This window comes from Paenibacillus sp. B46(2026) (assembly GCF_056786355.1).
This window is the reverse complement of sequence record NZ_CM165907.1, coordinates 342,615-364,285: the sequence shown is the minus strand read 5'-3', so window position 1 is coordinate 364,285 and position 21,671 is coordinate 342,615. Positions and strand designations below refer to the sequence as shown.

The following is a 21,671-nucleotide window of genomic DNA, read 5'->3' as shown; positions in this document are numbered from 1 at the left end:
ACGTTCTCAGATAACATAACAACTCGATTCATGCACAATTCACACATGTAGCTCGTCACCAGCAGACAGTGAATGTATCGCTGTTCCCGGTGACGGGCTATTTCTGAGCAAACCTTCTTTTAATCTGTCCGTCTCTGCCCGGTCAGCATGCACAAGGACCGTATGTCTTGCTGGAATCTGATGCAGCATCCGCTCGACATCCTTCCAGCCCTGATGCACTTTATAACGTATTTTCCGTACCTCACACGCTCCATACTTGTCAGGAACCCGTAGCAACTTATCCGCAAATGTACCATGAGCAACATGCCCAGTGAGCAGAATCAGATTCTCTTCCCTGTCCGATAATTGACTATAATACCAACGGGCAAGCGAGGACTGCATCATTCCGTCCGGAATGAACCATAGCGAAGCAGCATGATATTCCAACAGTTGTTCCCGCTCTTGCGTAGTCGTAGGCAGATCCCACTCTCGACCGGCCAGGAAGCAATCAATCTCGTCTTTCAACGAACTTCCGATGACATGCTCTCCCTTCTCCCTCAACCAGTATGGAACTTGCATAAGCTGCTTCATGCCATCTACCAGCCCTTGTTCCACTACGATTGGAACAGCAGGGAACTGTTGCTGCGCCCACAGTATGATCTCCTGTCCACGCCCTACAACAGGCATGGGTAACAACACCTTGCCACCTTGAGCAATCGTCTGGCGAATGGCTCGTTCAAGCTGTTTCAGTTTGTTGGCCTGTGTATCCTGGTCCGTACCATAGGCCGCATCAACGATCGCCAGATCTACCATCCCGACGGAAGATATTGGCGCAACGTCTGCTACGTTTGCTCTGCCTGCTCTGCCTGCTCCATCTGCTCCGTTGGATGTGAAATTTCTCTGCTTGATGGGTATCTCCATGGATACGAGTGTGCTTGACGATGCCTCTGATGCAACAGATATCAGATCCTGTGACGTTATGAATTCTCCAGCCTTTTGCCCGCTATTCATAGCGATTAGTTCTTCCGTCCCCCACCGTTCATTGCTAGAAACATCGGACACAGGATTCTCACAAAGCATGTTTGTCTGCCAGAACGCCTCCGCTGGACAATCCTCCTGTAAAAGCATCGATTCTGACGTGTAGTCCCCGGAATAAAAAATTCGCTTACCTTCCATTTCAACCCCAAACCACACCGATCCAGCCAGATGTCCACTCCGGCCCCACATCACTTTTACATCGGGAATCGGTTCGAACCAGGTTTGGGACACCACCTCATCCTCCAGATACCGGTAACGAATAGCCCGCTCATCTACTTCATCATAAGGGAGCTTTTCCCCGACACGCTCTCCGAATCTCCGCCAGTTGGCAAAATACGTACGCAGCTGCTCCCTCGTCTCCCTTGTTGTCCACACTTCACCCTCGTAGCCCATCTTATACAGCAAAGGGATAGCGACCGAATGATCCTCATGGGCGTGGGACAAGAGGACCGCGTCCAGTTGCGGGACAATCTCCGGGTCAATCAGCGGATACTGGCCCGTGCCTTCTTTTTTGACACCACAATCCAACAAAAGGCGAAACCGGCTCCCGCTCAGGAGATAGGCGGAACGTCCATGTTCCCCTGCACCGCCCCATACGTTAAGTTTGATCATGATGCATTCCACTTTCTCTTTGAATTCAGCATTTCGATTCCCAGCAGCATCAGCACCGTCATGCCAACAGTAACAACGGCCATCGCCATTCCGAGTGATACCTGACCTTGTTCAAACTGGGCAAAAATATACGTAGCCGACGTCTGCATCGACGGTGGAAGAATCAACAACGAACCTACCAGCTCACGGGTAGCAATCGTAAAGGTCATCATCCAGCCGGCCAGCATGCCGGGCAGGATCAGCGGGATCAGGATACGCCGCAGAATATACAGCGGCTTCCCGCCAAATACTTGCCCCGCCTGGAACAACGTTCCGTCAATCTGGGTAAAGCTCGATTTTACATACTGCACGGTGTAAGGCAAGAAGAGAACAACGTACGTGAGCACAACCATGCCGTAGGTGTTATACAACGTGACTGGCATCCAAGGTGAGTTCCAGAAAAGAATCAGACCCACCACCATCACGATGCCCGGCACCGTATTAGGCAACAGACTGAACAAGTCAATCACACGCTGCATGAATGAAGATGATCTGCCGATTGCGAGTGCAAAACCCGTACCGATAATAACAGCAACGGTTGAAGCCGCGAGGGATAGTCCCAGACTATTCCCGATCGCCTTCATACTCACCGAACCCCAAGATAACAGCTCCTTGTAATGATCCAAGGTGAGATTATCAAAAGCGATTCCCGATCCCCGTAGCTTCATGGTCGAAGCGGCGATGATGGAGAAATACGGGATTCCTATCGACAGGATCAACAGGATCGCAAGATACGCCCCGCACAACCATCCTGCTCCGCCACGTAGAGAATATCGCTTGGAACGTTGCCCTTTGCCACCAACCAGACGATACGTGAACTTCCGGCTCATGGCAGACTGCATATACCACATCACCAGACAGACGGACAGCAGCACGGATGCGAGTGAAGTCGCCTTGCCGAAATCAATCGGCCAACTGGAGATGTACTTATGGATCTCGGAGGTCATGACATAATAGCCAATCTTGCGCCCGAAGGTTGCCGGTGTTCCAAATTCCGCAATCGTTTTGACAAAGACAAGCATGATCCCCATGCCGTAAGACGACAACAACAAGGGTAAAATAATGCGTCTGAAACGGTATCCTGCACGCGCTCCATGCACGGCTCCCGCTTCTTCCAGATTGCCGCCAATGCGAATCAATGCATCCCGAAGCAGCAGGTACAGGAAGGGGAACAGGTGCAAGCTCATAATGAGCACCATGCCCCAGAAGCTGAAGAACAGCTCACTCCACCCCGCAGATGAGGGCACCCACTGCTGGAGATATCCCCCTTTTTGCATAAACAGAATCCAGCCCATCGAGCCGATATACGGCGGGGTCATGAACGGAATCATCAGGATGACATCAACCCAGCGATGCTCGCCCATCCGGGTCTTCGCCATCATCCAGGCAAGCGGCAGCGCCAGCAGCGTGGTTACCGCTACAACGCAGATACCAAGCCAGACGGAATTCAGCAATACACCTGATAAATGGTGACCCGTAATCGTGCGAATCGGGGCCAGCCAGTCCCATTGTCCGTCCGGATACACACTTTGCCAGAAGATCAGCAAGAGCGGCACGCCAATGCTTATAGTCAGCAGAAAGAGGGCCAGAATCACGCCCACTCTCCGAAAAATACGGTTGTTGTCCATTCCAACAGGCTTCACTACGTTCACCTCACATGACTTTCCACAGACAGCAGGTATTCCTTTTGCCTAATTGTCTATATACTTGTTCTTCTTTCGGTATTTTGCATAATTCGAATCAAATCGCTCGCGGGTACAAGGTATAGACGAATAGAAACATTTCGATCTATACCTTGCTTATTTAAAGACGCTCTTTGGATTTATGCAAAAGTACTTACTTAAAAGTCTCGGAAAAACGCGCCGCTGTCTCTTCGCCATGTTCGCTCATCCAGTTCCAATCCACTTTAAGTTGTGGAATATCCTTCACATTGGCACGGTTAGTCGCTTCAATGTCTTCGCGGCCCGGAATCAGATAGGCATCTGCAACGAGCTTCTGTGCTTCATCGGACAACAGGTAGTCAATGAACGCTTTCGCGTTCTCTACATTTGGACTGGATTTCAGAATCGCTGCCGGTCTTGGGCTGATTACCGTGCCTTCCTCAGGATATACGATATCCAGTGGTTCACCTTTTGCCTTGGAGGAATACGCCATGTAGTCCACACCTGCTGCTACGATGCTTTTGGCACCCGTAATGACGGGATCAAGTGCTTCCTGATTGGCTCCTGCCATCGCTACACCATTGGCTTTATAGGCACTCAGCAGATCCCAACCTTTTTCACCGTTCGCACTCAGATATCCTGTGATGAAGTCGAGTGCTGAACCTGATAATGTAGGGTCGGGAATGTTCACTGCATCTTTCCAGGCAGGCGTAGCCAGCTCTGCCCAACTTGTTGGTGGTGTAGATACCAGTTTGGTGTTATACACAATACCCAGTGCGGAAGCACTGCTGCTGAAGTAGTTGCCCTCTGCATCCGACCAATCCTTGTTCAGCTTGTCTGCATTGGCTGCGTCCGGGTAAGGCATGGTCAAACCATCCGCTTTCAGAGCCTGTGCTGAAGGTAAAGAGGCCAGGATTACAACGTCTGCAACCGGATTGGACTTCTCTGCTTCCATACGAGCCAGAATTTTACCTGTCGTCCCCTGGAACATCTCGACTTCGATACCTGTTTTATCCGTAAATCCACTCACGATGTTATCGGCCAGCTTCTGTGGGCCAGCACTGTACAATACCAACTTGCCGCCAGCCGGTTTCGTTGTTTCCGCCGCTACTGCTGTGTTTCCTTCACCTGCGGGTTGTGCCGCATTGCCTGTGGTTGTGTTCCCTGTGCTACATCCGAACAAACTGATACTCATTACCGCAGTTAATAACAGCATTGCGCTCTTTTTCCGTGTTTTCATACCCAACATATTCGTCCATCTCCTTGGTTTCTTATAAAATGTGTACTCCTGCTTCCAACTGCGTGCTCGTTCAACAATTTAATATGCCACTGCGATCGCTTCGTTCTGCTTCATACTCGGGTGGTCATAACCGTTCATTCGGCATATCCGCTCAGGGGTTACATAGAGCTGCACCCGCTCCCCTACGCGCACCCTTTGGTTCATATAGGCTGTCCATACGCCAAGCCCTTCCATCTGCACTCGTACTTCGTAACGTTCACCTACATAACTGACGCTGAGTACAGTTCCTGGATAACACAGATCGTCATGACCTGTTTTGTTCCAGGTGACATGCTCCGGACGCACCATCGATTGATTAGGCGTGAGCCAGTTGGACTTTCCGATAAACGAAGCGACATACGGATCACTTGGCGCCGAGTAGATCGTTTCCGGGCTTCCTTTTTGCAATATCCGCCCCTTCTGCATCACCACAATCTCATCCGACATTGACATCGCCTCTATCTGATCATGTGTGACGTACAGCGCAGTCAGTCCCATGTCCCGTACCAAAGACATCATCTCAATCCGCATCTCTTCCCGGAGTACAGCATCCAGTGCACTCAGTGGCTCATCGAACAGGATGACACCTGGTCTGACCGCTACGGCTCTGGCAAAAGCAACCCGTTGCTGCTGTCCACCAGACAGCTGATGAGGATATCGATCTTCCATGCCTTGCAGGCGAACCATGCCAAGTGCTTCGTTCACCTTTTGCCGCAGATCGGACTTCTGTTTTCCGGCCTTTAGGCCAAACGCTACATTTTCGTATACGGTCATATGCGGCCATAATGCAAAATCCTGAAACACCATGCCCAGATTACGCTTGTGTGTCGGTATATCAATCCGCTTCGCCGCAGAGTAGATATACTGACCATCTGCACGAATCTCCCCCGCGTCCGGCTGTTCCAGCCCGGCCAACATGCGGAGCAGTGTTGTTTTGCCACAGCCCGATGGGCCGAGAAGTGTTGTGAACTTTCCATGTTCAAGCGTTAGATCTGTCGGCAGCAGTGCGGGTGTTTGATTAAATGATTTTTGAATTCCAGTCATCTCTAATTTCATAAGCATCCCTGCCTGTCTTTTGTTACTTGATCTCTTGCACTGTTCTCAGTCTAACGTCCGCTTTCGCGAGTTGTATGTCTTGTATGTAAAATTGGAATTAACTTTTTAGATGAATTCTGTTGATGTTCATAGATTAAATCTATAGTAGGTGAACTAATCATTTGCACAATAACGGAGAGGACAGAAAAAACCTGAAAAAGCGGAGCGTTCGCCTAAAAGCTTTCTGAAAGAAAGCTGCATCGGAAGCATACGCTATCACCGGATTTCCCCTTGGAAAAGGGAATCAAAAAATCTGGGGATAACAGCGATTGGAAGGTTGTTCTGTCATCGTAGCGTCTGTGTAAATAATCTTTAGTTCAATTTATATAGTAGAAGTGAGAGGAGTGTTGGGACATTGAATCTGATCAAATTGCAAATTGTTGAGCTGATCGATAAGCATCATCACATGACAAGCGTGGCCGAGTTACTGGGGATCAAGCAACCCACTGTTACATTTCATATGAAGTCATTGGAGGAAGAGATGGGTGTGCGATTATTCGAATCGCGTAGTGGAAAGACCTTTCTGACCGAGGCCGGACAAGCTCTGCTCCACTATTCCATCAAAATCAATGCTTTGACCCAAGAGGCAAGGCGGGTAGTGAAGGAATATGACAGTCTCTATCGGGGCACCCTGCACATTGGGGCAAGCTATGTACCGGCTACATACCTGCTGCCCGCCATGCTCAATACCTTTTCGCAGGAATTCCCGGGCATTCGTATCGTCTTATCCGTTAAACCATCACCTGTCATTCGCGAGATGCTGATTCGACATCAGATTGATCTGGGTGTGATCTCTTCCGAGCCGTTTGTTGGACCCGCGCTGCAAGCCGAGACGCTGTGTGAAGACGACCTGGTTTTAATCTGTTCTCCGCAGCATGGGTTGGCCCAGAAGGATGTATTAACACCTGATCATATCGCACAGATTCCTTTTGCCTTACATGGCAATGAATCCAGTACTCGACGGTTGACCAATCAATGGCTTGCGCAACATGACATTCGTTTGCGGAGCACCGTGGAGATGGATTCCCTTGAGGCGATCAAACAACTTGTGTTAATCGGGGGGCATGTCTCATTCATGTCTCGGATGGCGGTACAGTGGGAGGAACAGCAGGGGCTCATTCAGGTTCTTCCCATTCCGGGAGAGCAGGCACCGCGCCATATCTATACGGTACATAACAAGGACCGCCACCCTTCAGTTCAGGTAAACCGCTTCAAAGAAGTGCTGCGAGAGGTGAGTCACCCGGCTTCCCCATTTTCCATGGCTGATTGCCTTGATCCTCTATAAACTATCGTTTGCCATTCATCAAATCTATGCAGGATTAACGCAATGTGCACTCCCCGTTAATCGCTTTCAGATACTCGGACGATAAAGTGGGATCTGTACGTTAATCCAGATTAGGAGAGTGATTGGTTTTGAAAAAGTGGAAAAAGGTAACCGCCTCATTCATGCTGAGCATCGTAACATTGGGAAGTGGACTGACGTTTCTGGAAGCACCCCAGGCTTCCGCTGCTGCCAATGCCGTTCCTGCTTATGAAGTGAAGTTTCTGGCCAAGCCGGAACTTGTATTGAATACAGATGGGACACCACGCAGTGAAGTGATTCAGACCCTCGGCCTGAGTTCCACGCCAAGAAACATTAACGTAGAGTACTTTGACACCAGTGCGCATGGACTGGATGAGCAAGGATGGAATGTTCGTTTTCGCAAAAAGGATGACAAGAACAATTACGAATTGACTTATAAAAAACGCTACCCTGTGATCAATGGCGATATCAACGCAGCGCTGACACTGGCTAACCAAGAAGGATTCGATAAATCGGATGATAATTACGAGGCTGAAATCGATTGGGGATACGGCAAACAAACGCTGAGTTTCTCCAACACCAAAAAAGTCGATACCAAAGCGACAGGTGTTCAACTTCCTTCGGAGCAAGAAGCCTTAAACATGTTATTGGACAAGCTTCCGGGCAAATTGAAAAACTGGTCTGCCTCCAACTGGGGCAAGCAGCAACTGACTCAATCCCGTGCATATGGCCCAATCACATTCCAACGTTATGAAGGTACATGGAATGGTCAAGAACTTACGCTCGAAGTATGGCCAATCCGCAACGCAGCAGGTACAGGTATTGAGAATATCGTAGAAGTCTCTTTCAAAACCGATGATGCTGTAGCCGTATCCGGACTGCGTACCCAACTGCTGCAATTGCTGGAGAACAACAACTGGCTGATTCCTGCCGATGGATTGAAAACACAGACCATTCTGGAAAGATACTAATCACTAGCTATAACAAAAAAGACAAGTTCCTCTTCCTGTATACATCGTAGGAGAGGAGCTTGTCTTTTTTGCGTAGTGAATGAAATGAAATCAATTATTTAAGTAATTCTACGTTTATCATCAGTTGAGATTTTTACTTATCTCACCTGATCATCTCCGAGTTGTCTACTCACATTAAACCCTGATTTTTAGAGAATCACCTCTTCTTATAGGCTCAAACAAAAGAGCCCCTGCTATAAGCAAAGGCTCTTCTATACGTTACTAGGAAGCGGGTGATGGGAATCGAACCCACGCTATTAGCTTGGAAGGCTAAAGTTCTACCATTGAACTACACCCGCAAAATAAAAAAATCGGGATGACACGATTTGAACATGCGACCCCCTGGTCCCAAACCAGGTGCTCTACCAAGCTGAGCTACATCCCGATACTTATGAAAATAATGGCGCGCCCTGAGAGATTCGAACTCCCGGCCTTTTGATTCGTAGTCAAACGCTCTATCCAGCTGAGCTAAGGGCGCAAATATTGGAGCGGACGACGGGAATCGAACCCGCGACCCTCGCCTTGGCAAGGCGATGCTCTACCGCTGAGCCACGTCCGCAAAATATATGGTGCGGTCGAGAGGACTCGAACCTCCACGGGGGGTTAGCCCACACGGACCTGAACCGTGCGCGTCTGCCAATTCCGCCACGACCGCAAAATATAATGGTGAGTCATGAAGGGCTCGAACCTTCGACACCCTGATTAAAAGTCAGGTGCTCTACCAACTGAGCTAATGACTCATAATGAAATGGCTGGGGATATAGGATTTGAACCTATGCATGACGGAGTCAAAGTCCGTTGCCTTACCGCTTGGCTAATCCCCATTAAAAAATCATGGGGCGATCGAGGGGAATTGAACCCCCGAATGCCGGATCCACAAACCGGTGCGTTAACCACTTCGCCACGACCGCCATAGAGTAAGCCATTCATCCACTAAGAATATCTTAGTATTAACAACTTTACTTGTAATATACATTCTATTACAAATTCAGATGTAAATACTAAAAGTGGTGCCGGCGAGAGGACTTGAACCCCCAACCTACTGATTACAAGTCAGTTGCTCTACCAGTTGAGCTACACCGGCACGGTGTATATTTAATTTAAAAAATGGCGGAACCGACGGGATTCGAACCCGCGATCTCCTGCGTGACAGGCAGGCATGTTAGGCCAACTACACCACGGTTCCATAGTACTTTCTCAAAGGAAAGTTAATTGCGGGGGCAGGATTTGAACCTGCGGCCTTCGGGTTATGAGCCCGACGAGCTACCGGGCTGCTCCACCCCGCGTCGTTATAAAATAAATTATATGGTGGAGGCTGAGGGGATCGAACCCCCGACCCTCTGCTTGTAAGGCAGATGCTCTCCCAGCTGAGCTAAGCCTCCATATTATGACCCGTAGGGGATTCGAACCCCTGTTACCTCCGTGAAAGGGAGGTGTCTTAACCCCTTGACCAACGGGCCTTGCTAAAAAAATATCTGGCGGAGAGAGAGGGATTCGAACCCTCGAGACGCTTGTGACGCCTACACGATTTCCAATCGTGCTCCTTCGGCCAGCTCGGACACCTCTCCATATGGCTCCCCGAACAGGGCTCGAACCTGTGACAACTCGATTAACAGTCGAGTGCTCTACCAACTGAGCTATCAGGGAATGGTGGAGCCAAGCGGGATCGAACCGCTGACCTCCTGCTTGCAAGGCAGGCGCTCTCCCAGCTGAGCTATGGCCCCATACACTGTTGTATTTCTTGTTGTGGTCTTGCTATGGGCCCTGGTGGACTCGAACCACCGGCCTCACCCTTATCAGAGGTGCGCTCTAACCAACTGAGCTAAGGGCCCTAATATATATCCCTTATTCCTTGGCAAGGGGGGCAAAAAAAATACCCCAAAGGGAAATCGCTTGGCGGCGTCCTACTCTCCCAGGACCCTGCGGTCCAAGTACCATCGGCGCTAGAGGGCTTAACGGTCGTGTTCGGGATGGGTACGTGTGGAACCCCTCCGCCATCGCCACCAAACGCATAGCTTAGCTTACATGTCAGAGTGTTGTTCTCTGAAAACTAGATTCGAAACGAAACCTGCGATTTAGAACTTGCATATTTGGATAAGCCCTCGACCGATTAGTACTGGTCAGCTCCATGCATTGCTGCACTTCCACCCCCAGCCTATCTACCTCGTCGTCTTCAAGGGGTCTTACATACTGGGAAATCTCATCTTGAGGGGGGCTTCACGCTTAGATGCTTTCAGCGTTTATCCCTTCCGTACATAGCTACCCAGCGGTGCTCCTGGCGGAACAACTGGTACACCAGCGGTACGTCCATCCCGGTCCTCTCGTACTAAGGACAGCTCCTCTCAAATTTCCTACGCCCACGACAGATAGGGACCGAACTGTCTCACGACGTTCTGAACCCAGCTCGCGTACCGCTTTAATGGGCGAACAGCCCAACCCTTGGGACCTACTTCAGCCCCAGGATGCGATGAGCCGACATCGAGGTGCCAAACCTCCCCGTCGATGTGGACTCTTGGGGGAGATAAGCCTGTTATCCCCAGGGTAGCTTTTATCCGTTGAGCGATGGCCCTTCCATGCGGTACCACCGGATCACTAAGCCCGACTTTCGTCCCTGCTCGACTTGTAGGTCTCGCAGTCAAGCTCCCTTATGCCTTTGCACTCTTCGAATGATTTCCAACCATTCTGAGGGAACCTTTGGGCGCCTCCGTTACTCTTTAGGAGGCGACCGCCCCAGTCAAACTGCCCACCTGACACTGTCCCCGCACCGGTTTACGGTACCAGGTTAGAACCTAGATACGATCAGGGTGGTATCCCAACGTTGCCTCCACGCAAGCTGGCGCTCACGTTTCAAAGGCTCCCACCTATCCTGTACAGATCGTACCCAAATTCAATATCAAGCTGCAGTAAAGCTCCATGGGGTCTTTCCGTCTTGTCGCGGGTAACCTGCATCTTCACAGGTATTAAAATTTCACCGGATCTCTCGTTGAGACAGCGCCCAAGTCGTTACGCCATTCGTGCGGGTCAGAATTTACCTGACAAGGAATTTCGCTACCTTAGGACCGTTATAGTTACGGCCGCCGTTTACTGGGGCTTCGGTTCACAGCTTCGGGATTGCTCCCTAACCACTCCCCTTAACCTTCCAGCACCGGGCAGGCGTCAGCCCGTATACTTCGCCTTACGGCTTCGCACAGACCTGTGTTTTTGCTAAACAGTCGCTTGGGCCTTTTCACTGCGGCCCCCTCGTGCTATTCACACTACCGGGGCACCCCTTCTCCCGAAGTTACGGGGTCATTTTGCCGAGTTCCTTAACGAGAGTTCTTCCGCGCGCCTTAGAATACTCTTCTCGCCTACCTGTGTCGGTTTGCGGTACGGGCACCATCACCTGGCTAGAGGCTTTTCTTGGCAGTGTGAGATCATGACCTTCGCTACTGTAATTTTCACTCCCCATCACAGCTCAGCCTTACAATGTGCGGATTTGCCTACACATCAGCCTTACTGCTTAGACGGACATCCATCAGTCCGCGTCACTACCCTACTGCGTCCCCCCATTGCTCATAACGGCTTACGGTGGTACAGGAATTTCGACCTGTTGTCCTTCGACTACGCCTTTCGGCCTCGCCTTAGGTCCCGACTTACCCTGAGCGGACGAGCCTTCCTCAGGAACCCTTAGGCTTTCGGCGGATCAGATTCTCACTGATCTTTTCGTTACTCATACCGGCATTCTCACTTGTGTTGTGTCCAGCGCTCCTTACGGTACACCTTCAACCCCAACACAACGCTCCCCTACCCCTGATGCAAAGCATCAAGCCATAGCTTCGGTGGTGTGTTTAGCCCCGTTACATTTTCGGCGCAGAGTCACTCGACCAGTGAGCTATTACGCACTCTTTCAATGGTGGCTGCTTCTAAGCCAACATCCTGGTTGTCTGTGCAACTCCACATCCTTTCCCACTTAACACACACTTGGGGACCTTAGCTGATGGTCTGGGCTGTTTCCCTTTTGACAATGGATCTTAGCACTCACTGTCTGACTCCCGGAAGTAAGTCTATGGCATTCGGAGTTTGACTGAGCTTGGTAACCCTTGCGGGCCCCGCACCCAATCAGTGCTCTACCTCCACGACTCTGTTTTCCGAGGCTAGCCCTAAAGCTATTTCGGGGAGAACCAGCTATCTCCGAGTTCGATTGGAATTTCTCCGCTACCCCCACCTCATCCCCGCATTTTTCAACATGCGTGGGTTCGGGCCTCCAGTGCGTGTTACCGCACCTTCACCCTGGACAGGGGTAGATCACCCGGTTTCGGGTCTACGTCCACGTACTCACTCGCCCTATTCAGACTCGCTTTCGCTGCGGCTCCGGCTCTTCACCTTAACCTTGCACGGGAACGTAACTCGCCGGTTCATTCTACAAAAGGCACGCCATCACCCCTAAAACGGGCTCTGACTTTTTGTAAGCACACGGTTTCAGGTTCTATTTCACTCCCCTTCCGGGGTGCTTTTCACCTTTCCCTCACGGTACTGCTTCACTATCGGTCGCTAGGAAGTATTTAGCCTTGGCAGATGGTCCTGCCGGATTCATACGGGGTTTCACGTGCCCCGCACTACTCGGGATCCGTCTCGGAGGGAACCAACTTTCAATTACAGGGCTTTTACCTTCTTTGGCGGGCCTTTCCAGACCTCTTCGCTTAACCGGTTCCTTTGTAACTCCATGTGAGACGTCCCACAACCCCAGAGAGCAAGCTCTCTGGTTTGGGCTTCTCCGCGTTCGCTCGCCGCTACTGACGGAATCACTATTGTTTTCTCTTCCTCAGGGTACTTAGATGTTTCAGTTCCCCTGGTATGCCTCTGCACAACCTATGTATTCAGTTGTGAGTAACTGGAAATTACCCCAGCTGGGTTTCCCCATTCGGACACCCCCGGATCAAAGCTTGCTTACAGCTCCCCGAGGCAGTTTCGTTGTTCGCCACGTCCTTCATCGGCTCCTAGCGCCTAGGCATCCTCCGTGTGCTCTTAGTAGCTTAACCATATTGCTCCGGTTTTGACTGCTCGCTTCCCTTGTTTTGCTTACGCAAAGCCAAAAGTCACTCCCATTCAATACCATCGCAAAAGCAATTAACTACCGTTTTTATTGAAACTTGTTTACACAAGTTCAGCTAAAAAGGAATGTTCTAATTCGCATTTGTTTCGTTTCGATATCTAGTTTTCAAAGAACAAGCTCCATGCAAAAGCAAGCTGTTTGAGAGTTTGAGCTCTCAAAACTGAGCAACGAGTGAGTTACTTGTGCTCTTCATTTCATCCACACCGAAGTGACGGACCGAAATGAATCGCTGTCGCAGGTTCTTAGAACCTGCTGATTTGAATGTTTCCACGCGGGAAACGATTCTCCATAGAAAGGAGGTGATCCAGCCGCACCTTCCGATACGGCTACCTTGTTACGACTTCACCCCAATCATCTATCCCACCTTCGGCGGCTGGCTCCTTGCGGTTACCCCACCGACTTCGGGTGTTATAAACTCTCGTGGTGTGACGGGCGGTGTGTACAAGACCCGGGAACGTATTCACCGCGGCATGCTGATCCGCGATTACTAGCAATTCCGACTTCATGCAGGCGAGTTGCAGCCTGCAATCCGAACTGAGACCGGCTTTGTTGGGATTGGCTCCATCTCGCGATTTCGCAGCCCGTTGTACCGGCCATTGTAGTACGTGTGTAGCCCAGGTCATAAGGGGCATGATGATTTGACGTCATCCCCACCTTCCTCCGGTTTGTCACCGGCAGTCTATCTAGAGTGCCCACCCGAAGTGCTGGCAACTAAATATAAGGGTTGCGCTCGTTGCGGGACTTAACCCAACATCTCACGACACGAGCTGACGACAACCATGCACCACCTGTCTCCTCTGTCCCGAAGGAAAGGTACATCTCTGTACCGATCAGAGGGATGTCAAGACCTGGTAAGGTTCTTCGCGTTGCTTCGAATTAAACCACATACTCCACTGCTTGTGCGGGTCCCCGTCAATTCCTTTGAGTTTCAGTCTTGCGACCGTACTCCCCAGGCGGAGTGCTTAATGTGTTAACTTCGGCACCAAGGGTATCGAAACCCCTAACACCTAGCACTCATCGTTTACGGCGTGGACTACCAGGGTATCTAATCCTGTTTGCTCCCCACGCTTTCGCGCCTCAGCGTCAGTTACAGCCCAGAGAGTCGCCTTCGCCACTGGTGTTCCTCCACATATCTACGCATTTCACCGCTACACGTGGAATTCCACTCTCCTCTTCTGCACTCAAGTCACCCAGTTTCCAGTGCGATCCGGGGTTGAGCCCCGGGATTAAACACCAGACTTAAATGACCGCCTGCGCGCGCTTTACGCCCAATAATTCCGGACAACGCTTGCCCCCTACGTATTACCGCGGCTGCTGGCACGTAGTTAGCCGGGGCTTTCTTCTCAGGTACCGTCACCTTGAGAGCAGTTACTCTCCCAAGCGTTCTTCCCTGGCAACAGAGCTTTACGATCCGAAAACCTTCATCACTCACGCGGCATTGCTCCGTCAGGCTTTCGCCCATTGCGGAAGATTCCCTACTGCTGCCTCCCGTAGGAGTCTGGGCCGTGTCTCAGTCCCAGTGTGGCCGATCACCCTCTCAGGTCGGCTACGCATCGTCGCCTTGGTGAGCCGTTACCCCACCAACTAGCTAATGCGCCGCAGGCCCATCCCCAAGTGACAGATTGCTCCGTCTTTCCAGTTCTCTTCAGGCGAAGAAAACAACTATTCGGTATTAGCTACCGTTTCCGGTAGTTGTCCCAAACTTGAGGGCAGGTTGCCTACGTGTTACTCACCCGTCCGCCGCTAAGTATCCAGGAAGCAAGCTTCCTATCAACTCCGCTCGACTTGCATGTATTAGGCATGCCGCCAGCGTTCGTCCTGAGCCAGGATCAAACTCTCCAATAAAGTATTGAAAAGAGCGATAAGCTCATTTTGAATCTGACGAGATTAAAAATCTCATTTGTGCTCCAGTCGATCCAAGCCAAGGCTTGTTTCCAACTTTCGCGTTCATTCTGCAAGCAGAATGTTCACTCACTCGTTGTTCAGTTTTCAAAGATCAAACTTGTTTTGTTACCGAATGTCGTTCTCTTCAGCAACTTTTATATCATAACACTTCCGAACCAACTTTGCAAGCTCTTTTTTTAAGTTCCTTTCGAAGCTTATCCGTTTCGCTTGCCGCACCGTATATACCGTGTTTTCTTGGCCGGAATTAGAATATACCATGTACGGATTTTGATTGCAAGTATTTTTTTGATAATGAAAACAACCTGCTTCATCCGCCTAATATGTAATCTGTCACCCTTGTACTATCATTAACCTCAGCATGCTTATTACGAAGCTACTATTATACTTATCCAATAAACTTAACCAGGGAAGTCACATCCACTACGATTTCAGAGGACATTCATTGTGACTAGCCCTGATTTTCGGAAATCTCTTTTTCTCTTTTTTTCTATATAAAGAAGACAATCATACCTTAAGCACTACATGCACACTCAGCTTCTCTTCTCAGTGCTTACAAAATCCGCTTACCAAGTAACGAAGCGATCAGTTCTACCCCGAGTCTTGCCGTATGTCTATTGTGATCAAGCAACGGATTCACTTCCACCAGTTCCATGGACGTAACTTGATTAGTGGAAGCAAGTAGCTCCAATGCGTAATGTGCCTCTCGGTAATTCAAACCACCCGGTACTGGCGTCCCTACACCCGGAGCTTCTCGTGGATCCAGACAATCCATGTCAAAGCTGACATGAATACCATCCGTTCCTTCTCCAGCTATAGCTATTGCTTGCTCAATAACTTGCTGTATACCCATCCGGTCAATATCATGCATCGTGAATGCTTGGATGCCCAGTCCCTTAATCTGTTCCTTCTCATACTCATCCAGATCACGCAGACCAATATAGACCAAGTTGGACGGATCTATAAATGCGCCTGCTCCAGCAATGTGAGACAGATTATATGCAGTATGACCCAAAGAAGCAGCCACACTCATCCCATGCATGTTACCGGACAAGCTTCGTTCTTCCGTATTCAAGTCTGCGTGCGCATCAAACCAGATCACTCCCAGACTAGAATAATGCGCAGTTAATCCGGCGAAAGTACCTATCGCTACACTATGATCTCCTCCAAGCACAAGCGGAAAGGCCCCCTCCTCTACCGCAACAGATACTTCATTAAACACATTCTCGCTGACCTGACGTACTTCGTTTAAATATTTCACCCGATTCCGCTCAGCAGGGACAGACGGTTCAATTGGACACTTTACTCGCACTTCTTTGGAAAGCACTAGCCCCAGGCTCGCGATCTCCCGCTTCAGTCCAGCTGTAATTAATTCATCTGGTCCTAACTCTGCACCACCTCTCGCTCCACCGAGTCCGAAAGGAACCTTAATGATGGCAACATTGCGCCGTGCAGATGTTTGACCAGTATTATTAGAAGTATCTTTTATCCCACCATGGACATCATCATCATTTTTCATGTTGGTCAGCTCCTTCATTGTTTATCAGAATCTGTTCAATTCTCTTCAGGGCCCAATCAATTTCGGACTCTCTAATCGTTAGTGGTGGAGCAAACCGAATGGTTGTCTCATGGGTTTCTTTGCACAGCAGTCCAGCAGACATCAAACGCTCGCAATAAGGACGTGCCGATCCATACAACTCAACCCCAATAAATAAACCTCTACCCCGAATATCCTTTATAGCCGAACTGCGAATATCACGAAGTCTTTTCATAAAATAGTTCCCCAGACGCTCCGATCGCTCAGCGAGCTTCTCATCTTCAAGAACCTTCAGGGCTGCTACAGCCACAGCACAGGCCAGTGGATTCCCCCCAAACGTAGATCCATGAGACCCCGGCTCAAACAAGTCCAGTATCTCCGCATCAGCAGCAACAGCCGAGATAGGCATGACCCCTCCACCCAGCGCTTTGCCCATAATCCAGATGTCTGGTTCAACATTTTCCCAATCGGAGGCAAACCGGCGACCCGTTCTTCCGAATCCAGTCTGGATCTCATCAGATACAGTCAACACCTGCTGTTGTTTGCACAAAGCAAAAGCTTCAGCCAGATATCCATCGGGCGGGATAACAATTCCGGCTTCACCCTGAATGGGCTCAACAAGAAACCCAGCCGTATTCGGTGTAATGGCTTTCTTCAGTGCTTCAATATCTCCATAAGGGATAATTCGGAATCCAGGTGTAAACGGCCCAAAATCTTTTTTATACTCCTCTGAAGATGAAAAGGACGTAACCGTCAAAGTCCTTCCGTGAAAGTTACCAGAACATACGATAATTTCGGCTTGATTCTCCGGCACACCTTTACAACGATAAGCCCACCGGCGCACCGCCTTTACCGCGGTCTCCACTGCTTCCGCTCCTGTATTCATGGCAAGAATCTTGGATTTTCCCGTGAATTGTGCGAGTTTCTGATAGAAAAAAGAAGCTGAAGTACTATGGAATGCCCGTGATGTCAGCGTAACCTGATCTGCCTGATCCTTGAGCGCCTGTATGATCACAGGATGTCTGTGACCATGATTCAATGCAGAGTATGCACTTAACATATCCATATAACGGCAGCCTTCAGGGTCTTCTACCCATACTCCTTCCGCCTGTTCAACAACAATAGGGAGTGGATGATAATTAGGTGCAGCATAACGCTCCGACCAATCCATTAACATTTTGGAATCTGACATACACGCCCAACACCTTTCCAAAATATTGTATACAAAATATAATATCAATGTATGCGATACCACCGCCATTTACGACTACATCCCACTATTTCCACAGTAGCCTACTCCCAGCTCTTCTTCGAATCGAATCCTTTATCAATAGTTATCGAGAAGTAGACAGTTTACGTTCCAACCAGGAGAGCAAGTTGGCCAGTGTAAATGTGATTATAAAGTAGAGTCCCGCGGCAACAAGCAGCGGAGCAAGTGGCTGGAACGTAACACCCTGAACCGTTCTCGCCGTGTATATAATCTCGGCTATGCCGATCATGGAGACAAGCGAAGAATCTTTAATGATAATAATGAATTCATTGCCTATAGCTGGGAGCATGTTACGAAAAGCCTGTGGCAGTATAATGTAGCGAAGTGTCATACCATGCGTCATGCCAAGGGAGCGCGAAGCTTCCGTCTGTCCTTTATCAATCGCTTGAATCCCGGCCCTGAACACCTCCGCCATATAAGCTGAGCTATTCATCGTTAGAGCCACCACCCCCGACATAAATGCCGGCAAGTTCACACCTATAACGGTCAGACCATAATGAATAATAAGAATCTGTACCAGCATCGGGGTCCCTCGAATAAGTTCAATATACGCCGATGCGACCAACTTAATTGGCCATATTCGAGATATCCGCATTAGTGCCATGATCACACCAAGCAACGTACCTAACAATACGCCGAAGAAGGAAAGCTCAAGCGTGACCCACGCACTTCGTGCATAATCCTGCCAATGTTCTAATAGAAAGGAAAAATCTAAATTCACGGCATATCCCTCACTCGTCCGGTTTATTCACCGAGCATCTCATTCGCTTCAACGACGAACCGTTCAATATCTCCGTTGGTTTTGAGCTTTTCCAATGTAGTGTTGATCTGATCCAGTAGCTTCTGATTACCTTTCTTCACCGCGATGGCCGAACCCCCCTCATCTTCAGCCTGTTCAATCTCTATACCCGCAACAACAAGCCCCTCTTGGTTCTTCACATACTGTTCAGCCACTGGCTTCTCCAAAATGAGTGCATCTACGCGCTCCGTCTGCAACTCCAGAATCAGTTCAGGTATTTTAGCCAGTGAGGTGAGCTTTGCTCCCTCGATTTCCTGAGCAATTCCTTCCTGAATGGAACTTTTCTGTACACCAACCTGCATGCCCGATAGATCATCTACGGATTTTATTGCCGCATTTTCCCCTTCTCTAACAAGTACAGCCTGCTCTGCATAATAGTAGATATCCGTAAAATCAACGTTCTCCTTTCGTTCATCGGTAGGGGTTAAGCCTGATATTACAAAGTCAACCTTATCTGTACCGAGGGCCATAAGAAGTCCATCAAAGTCCATGTCCTCAATCTTCAGCTCGGCTCCCAGATCAGCCGCAATCGCTTTGGCAATCTCGATGTCAAAACCTACGATAGTATCTTTACCATCAATTTTCTTATGAAATTCATAGGGTGCATAGTCCGCGCTGGTTCCAAGTACAATTACTTCCTTTTCCGCAGAGCTACTTCCCGAAGACGAAGTAGCGTCTGATCCGGTTCCTGTCGTTTTTTCCTGACCACAAGCAGACATGATTACAACCACTAACAACAGCATCATTGGCAACAGTACTTTTCTCACACAGCATACCCCTATTCTTTTGTTGGACTGAGTAACATAACGATAAATTTGTATACAATATACATAAGACAATATATGGGCTTATATGTAAGTAATACTAACAAACATTCCGGTTTATCACAATCATTTTTTAAACAATTATACGCTTTAATTCCATAAAATATACTATATATATCATGGCACTTACACCGCCTGGAGCATGAAGATTGCTTGCCCAACTTCCCCCTCGGTGTTAAGATGATAAAAACTTTAAACTCCTGAACGGCGCTCACTGTTTGGCCCCACACCCATCCAATCATCACTATACATAGAAAGGAGGATTCGGTATGGAGGTACCTAAATACCGGTCCTTGAAAGATCACGTATACGATTACATTGCCCAGAAGATTCAGGACGGGACGCTACTTCCCAATCAAAAGATCAACGAGGCCGAGATATGCAAAAAGCTGGACATCAGTCGCACGCCTACTCGCGAGGCGCTTTTCCAACTGGCTTCGGACAATCTATTGCAATACATCCCACGCAGGGGATTTATTGTCACTCCTTTTGATGCAGGTAAAAAACTGGAGTTCTCCCAGGCAATCGGTGTACTGGAGTCACTTGCTGCCACACTCGCAGCAGATCACCTTAAACCATCCGAACTATTGGAAATGGAAACTCTGGTTGTCCGAATGGACGAGGATATTAGCCAACTTGATCTTGCCGCTTATAACAAGAACCAGTACCAGTTCCATAACCTCTACATCCAGCGATGTGGTAACGCCACAGTAATTGAGATGTTAAACACGTTGAAGAACAGCTTCATCCGGCAGTCATATGTTAGTGATAATAAGCCAAAACTGTCTGAGGTACTGCTCGAAGTTAATGAAGAGCACCGACAAATTTTAAGCGCTTTTCGAGCCAAGGATAAGTTACAACTGGAATCCCTGCTTAAGCACCATTGGCGTATTATCGATAACGATATGCTGTAGTACATTCTGTCGAAACAAACCAAAGGCAACCCACACTATTGTGAGTTGCCTTTTTCCTACTTTTCCTTTTTGACCTCCAACGGTGCCCTAGCCGCAAAAACAGCATATCCTAATTTTTTACCGTATTTAGCGAGTAAACGATCATTGGTGCGACTCATACGCTGCATACGTTCATCCTCAAACCAATTCATATCCATCTCGCGATGCGGATCATGATCAACGCCCCATTTTCCCATAGATCGCGAATGTTCTTTGACCTCTACCTTGGTGAAACCACACTGTTTGAGGCGTTTTCTCCATGCTGTCGCCGTTGCCAGGGTTCGTATGCCGTAAAATTGCTTTAGTCTGCGACACATCAATTCGGTCTTCCGTCCGGATAGAACCATCTCCCGATCCACCAAAAGTCCAGCGGGCTTCAACACTCTTATATACTCAGCAAGTGCACTCCGCCATGGGGTGAAGATCGTAACCGACTCCACAAATACCACATCAAAATGATTTTCCGGAAAAGGTAACGCTGCTACATCGGCCTGAACAAATCGAACATCCACTCGTTCTCGCCTTGCTCGCCGAACTGCCTTATCCAGCATGTGGCGATGAAGATCAATGGCTGTTACCCGATAACCACTTTTAACCAGGTAACACGCAGTCCTCCCAGTGCCGCACCCTATCTCAAGGATATGACTACCCAGAGGCAGAGATAAGCTATCCAGTAACTTCATCGTTGCCAAAAATCCTCCGGGATGGGCACTCCCCTCCCCTAACCGAGCCAGCATGTCATGATAATCCACGCAACATTCCCTCCTCACTCCTCCCAGTGTATGGAATAGACTCAAAAACGGCTCCTCCCTATTCGATTTACCGGGTACTCGTCCATACCAAATCCTCTTTTATTTACTATGATATACAAACCGTTGATTTTAGCGGCAAACCGCAACTATGAGGGGGATATACATGCATAGAATTCATCCGGTATGTGAAGAGACGGTGTCTCCGCACGTGGGACGTCCCGTTTGTCTCATTATGAAAGACGGTAAGCATATGTATGGTACGCTTAGTCAATGTCGTGATGGCAAAGTTTATTTGAACGGATGTTTCGAGGGACCACGGCTATGTTCAGTCAAATCCAAACAGCAGCTGGTAAAAAGCAGCAAGAAAAACGCTGTTGCAACAAAGAAAGTTAAATCTTCGGCCTACGGTCCATACGGATACGGTCGGGGTTATGGCTATGGAGCAGGGATCGAACTGGCTCTGGTAGCAACACTGTTCCTGCTGCCATTCCTATTCATCTAAAAATCAAATCTGATCGTGGTAAAA

At 49.0% G+C, this 21,671-nt stretch carries 13 protein-coding genes, 17 tRNA genes and 3 rRNA genes; 4 read left to right on the top strand and 29 right to left on the bottom strand.

Annotated elements, in window-relative coordinates:
* Nucleotides 1–39: 39 nt before the first annotated feature.
* From AC1S8V_RS01785 to AC1S8V_RS01770, 4 genes are all read right to left on the bottom strand, one after another.
* Nucleotides 40–1,629 carry an MBL fold metallo-hydrolase gene (locus AC1S8V_RS01785; RefSeq protein WP_482072179.1) on the bottom strand — a complete coding sequence of 530 codons (1,590 nt, stop codon included), beginning with the start codon at nucleotides 1,627–1,629 and terminating at the stop codon, nucleotides 40–42.
* Nucleotides 1,626–3,296, bottom strand: coding sequence for an ABC transporter permease (locus tag AC1S8V_RS01780; RefSeq protein WP_482072178.1), 1,671 nt, complete (start codon nucleotides 3,294–3,296; stop codon nucleotides 1,626–1,628). The genes AC1S8V_RS01785 and AC1S8V_RS01780 overlap by 4 nt, the downstream gene beginning before the upstream one ends.
* A 208-nt stretch (nucleotides 3,297–3,504) precedes the next feature.
* A complete protein-coding gene (locus tag AC1S8V_RS01775) occupies nucleotides 3,505–4,578 on the bottom strand; it encodes an ABC transporter substrate-binding protein (protein ID WP_264933344.1) in 1,074 nt (357 codons plus the stop codon).
* A 69-nt stretch (nucleotides 4,579–4,647) separates the two neighbouring features.
* Nucleotides 4,648–5,664 carry an ABC transporter ATP-binding protein gene (locus AC1S8V_RS01770; RefSeq protein ID WP_482072177.1) on the bottom strand — a complete coding sequence of 339 codons (1,017 nt, stop codon included), beginning with the start codon at nucleotides 5,662–5,664 and terminating at the stop codon, nucleotides 4,648–4,650.
* 394 nt (nucleotides 5,665–6,058) lie between these two features.
* Here AC1S8V_RS01770 and AC1S8V_RS01765 point away from each other — a divergent pair, with 394 nt between their 5' ends.
* A complete protein-coding gene (locus AC1S8V_RS01765) occupies nucleotides 6,059–6,988 on the top strand; it encodes a LysR family transcriptional regulator (RefSeq protein ID WP_482072176.1) in 930 nt (309 codons plus the stop codon).
* Nucleotides 6,989–7,116: 128 nt separating this feature from the next.
* On the top strand, nucleotides 7,117–7,977 hold the full coding sequence (locus AC1S8V_RS01760) for a hypothetical protein (RefSeq protein WP_482072175.1): 861 nt from the start codon (nucleotides 7,117–7,119) through the stop codon (nucleotides 7,975–7,977).
* 267 nt (nucleotides 7,978–8,244) lie between these two features.
* On the opposite strand, the gene AC1S8V_RS01755 is transcribed toward AC1S8V_RS01760, so the two are convergent.
* The 24 genes from AC1S8V_RS01755 to AC1S8V_RS01640 all read right to left on the bottom strand — a co-directional run bounded on the left by AC1S8V_RS01755 (nucleotide 8,245) and on the right by AC1S8V_RS01640 (nucleotide 19,383).
* Nucleotides 8,245–8,315, bottom strand: a tRNA-Gly gene (locus AC1S8V_RS01755).
* 12 nt (nucleotides 8,316–8,327) lie between these two features.
* Nucleotides 8,328–8,401 (bottom strand) — tRNA-Pro (locus AC1S8V_RS01750).
* A 16-nt stretch (nucleotides 8,402–8,417) separates the two neighbouring features.
* Nucleotides 8,418–8,494, bottom strand: a tRNA-Arg gene (locus AC1S8V_RS01745).
* 6 nt (nucleotides 8,495–8,500) lie between these two features.
* Nucleotides 8,501–8,575: transfer RNA gene (locus AC1S8V_RS01740), tRNA-Gly, on the bottom strand.
* An 8-nt stretch (nucleotides 8,576–8,583) separates the two neighbouring features.
* Nucleotides 8,584–8,671, bottom strand: a tRNA-Leu gene (locus AC1S8V_RS01735).
* 9 nt (nucleotides 8,672–8,680) lie between these two features.
* A tRNA-Lys gene (locus tag AC1S8V_RS01730) sits at nucleotides 8,681–8,756 on the bottom strand.
* Between the two features lie 9 nt (nucleotides 8,757–8,765).
* Nucleotides 8,766–8,840, bottom strand: a tRNA-Gln gene (locus tag AC1S8V_RS01725).
* Between the two features lie 11 nt (nucleotides 8,841–8,851).
* Nucleotides 8,852–8,927 (bottom strand) — tRNA-His (locus AC1S8V_RS01720).
* A gap of 97 nt (nucleotides 8,928–9,024) precedes the next feature.
* Nucleotides 9,025–9,100 (bottom strand) — tRNA-Thr (locus tag AC1S8V_RS01715).
* Nucleotides 9,101–9,124: 24 nt separating this feature from the next.
* A tRNA-Asp gene (locus AC1S8V_RS01710) sits at nucleotides 9,125–9,202 on the bottom strand.
* 26 nt (nucleotides 9,203–9,228) lie between these two features.
* Nucleotides 9,229–9,302: transfer RNA gene (locus AC1S8V_RS01705), tRNA-Met, on the bottom strand.
* 20 nt (nucleotides 9,303–9,322) lie between these two features.
* Nucleotides 9,323–9,398, bottom strand: a tRNA-Val gene (locus AC1S8V_RS01700).
* A 6-nt stretch (nucleotides 9,399–9,404) separates the two neighbouring features.
* Nucleotides 9,405–9,476, bottom strand: a tRNA-Glu gene (locus AC1S8V_RS01695).
* Between the two features lie 16 nt (nucleotides 9,477–9,492).
* Nucleotides 9,493–9,584: transfer RNA gene (locus tag AC1S8V_RS01690), tRNA-Ser, on the bottom strand.
* Nucleotides 9,585–9,587: 3 nt separating this feature from the next.
* Nucleotides 9,588–9,663: transfer RNA gene (locus tag AC1S8V_RS01685), tRNA-Asn, on the bottom strand.
* Between the two features lies 1 nt (nucleotide 9,664).
* A tRNA-Ala gene (locus AC1S8V_RS01680) sits at nucleotides 9,665–9,740 on the bottom strand.
* A 34-nt stretch (nucleotides 9,741–9,774) separates the two neighbouring features.
* Nucleotides 9,775–9,848, bottom strand: a tRNA-Ile gene (locus tag AC1S8V_RS01675).
* 59 nt (nucleotides 9,849–9,907) lie between these two features.
* Nucleotides 9,908–10,024: ribosomal RNA gene (gene rrf / locus AC1S8V_RS01670) — 5S ribosomal RNA — on the bottom strand.
* A gap of 82 nt (nucleotides 10,025–10,106) precedes the next feature.
* A 23S ribosomal RNA gene (locus AC1S8V_RS01665) occupies nucleotides 10,107–13,034 on the bottom strand.
* Between the two features lie 366 nt (nucleotides 13,035–13,400).
* Nucleotides 13,401–14,953: ribosomal RNA gene (locus tag AC1S8V_RS01660) — 16S ribosomal RNA — on the bottom strand.
* Together the 16S, 23S and 5S rRNA genes with 17 tRNA genes alongside form the textbook arrangement of a ribosomal RNA operon.
* Before the next feature lie 610 nt (nucleotides 14,954–15,563).
* A complete protein-coding gene (rocF, locus tag AC1S8V_RS01655; protein ID WP_482072174.1) occupies nucleotides 15,564–16,529 on the bottom strand; it encodes an arginase in 966 nt (321 codons plus the stop codon).
* Nucleotides 16,519–17,739, bottom strand: a complete 1,221-nt coding sequence (locus AC1S8V_RS01650) for an ornithine--oxo-acid transaminase (RefSeq protein ID WP_482072173.1) — start codon at nucleotides 17,737–17,739, stop codon at nucleotides 16,519–16,521. Before AC1S8V_RS01650 ends, rocF begins: the two co-directional genes overlap by 11 nt.
* 142 nt (nucleotides 17,740–17,881) lie before the next feature.
* Complete coding sequence (locus AC1S8V_RS01645; RefSeq protein ID WP_482072172.1) at nucleotides 17,882–18,538, bottom strand: amino acid ABC transporter permease; 657 nt, start codon at nucleotides 18,536–18,538, stop codon at nucleotides 17,882–17,884.
* A 23-nt stretch (nucleotides 18,539–18,561) separates the two neighbouring features.
* Entirely contained in the window at nucleotides 18,562–19,383 is an 822-nt protein-coding gene (locus AC1S8V_RS01640; protein WP_482072171.1) for a transporter substrate-binding domain-containing protein, read from the bottom strand.
* A gap of 326 nt (nucleotides 19,384–19,709) precedes the next feature.
* Between AC1S8V_RS01640 and AC1S8V_RS01635 the strand changes: the two genes are divergently transcribed.
* Nucleotides 19,710–20,354: a GntR family transcriptional regulator gene (locus AC1S8V_RS01635; RefSeq protein ID WP_482072170.1), complete on the top strand. Its 645-nt coding sequence runs from the start codon at nucleotides 19,710–19,712 to the stop codon at nucleotides 20,352–20,354.
* Between the two features lie 56 nt (nucleotides 20,355–20,410).
* On the opposite strand, the gene AC1S8V_RS01630 is transcribed toward AC1S8V_RS01635, so the two are convergent.
* Complete coding sequence (locus AC1S8V_RS01630) at nucleotides 20,411–21,145, bottom strand: class I SAM-dependent methyltransferase (protein WP_482072169.1); 735 nt, start codon at nucleotides 21,143–21,145, stop codon at nucleotides 20,411–20,413.
* Nucleotides 21,146–21,308: 163 nt separating this feature from the next.
* On the opposite strand from AC1S8V_RS01630, the gene AC1S8V_RS01625 reads away from it, so the two are divergent.
* Nucleotides 21,309–21,647 carry a hypothetical protein gene (locus AC1S8V_RS01625; protein ID WP_482072168.1) on the top strand — a complete coding sequence of 113 codons (339 nt, stop codon included), beginning with the start codon at nucleotides 21,309–21,311 and terminating at the stop codon, nucleotides 21,645–21,647.
* Nucleotides 21,648–21,671 lie beyond the last annotated feature (24 nt).

What these genes read in the sequence shown, in the direction of transcription:
- AC1S8V_RS01635 (WP_482072170.1), top strand. Translation starts at nt 19,710, where the DNA reads ATGGAGGTACCTAAATACCGGTCCTTGAAAGATCACGTATACGATTAC.
- AC1S8V_RS01785 (WP_482072179.1), bottom strand. Translation starts at nt 1,629, where the DNA reads ATGATCAAACTTAACGTATGGGGCGGTGCAGGGGAACATGGACGTTCC.
- AC1S8V_RS01780 (WP_482072178.1), bottom strand. Translation starts at nt 3,296, where the DNA reads ATGGACAACAACCGTATTTTTCGGAGAGTGGGCGTGATTCTGGCCCTC.
- AC1S8V_RS01775 (WP_264933344.1), bottom strand. Translation starts at nt 4,578, where the DNA reads ATGTTGGGTATGAAAACACGGAAAAAGAGCGCAATGCTGTTATTAACT.
- rocF (WP_482072174.1), bottom strand. Translation starts at nt 16,529, where the DNA reads ATGAAAAATGATGATGATGTCCATGGTGGGATAAAAGATACTTCTAAT.
- AC1S8V_RS01650 (WP_482072173.1), bottom strand. Translation starts at nt 17,739, where the DNA reads ATGTCAGATTCCAAAATGTTAATGGATTGGTCGGAGCGTTATGCTGCA.
- AC1S8V_RS01625 (WP_482072168.1), top strand. Translation starts at nt 21,309, where the DNA reads ATGCATAGAATTCATCCGGTATGTGAAGAGACGGTGTCTCCGCACGTG.
- AC1S8V_RS01770 (WP_482072177.1), bottom strand. Translation starts at nt 5,664, where the DNA reads ATGAAATTAGAGATGACTGGAATTCAAAAATCATTTAATCAAACACCC.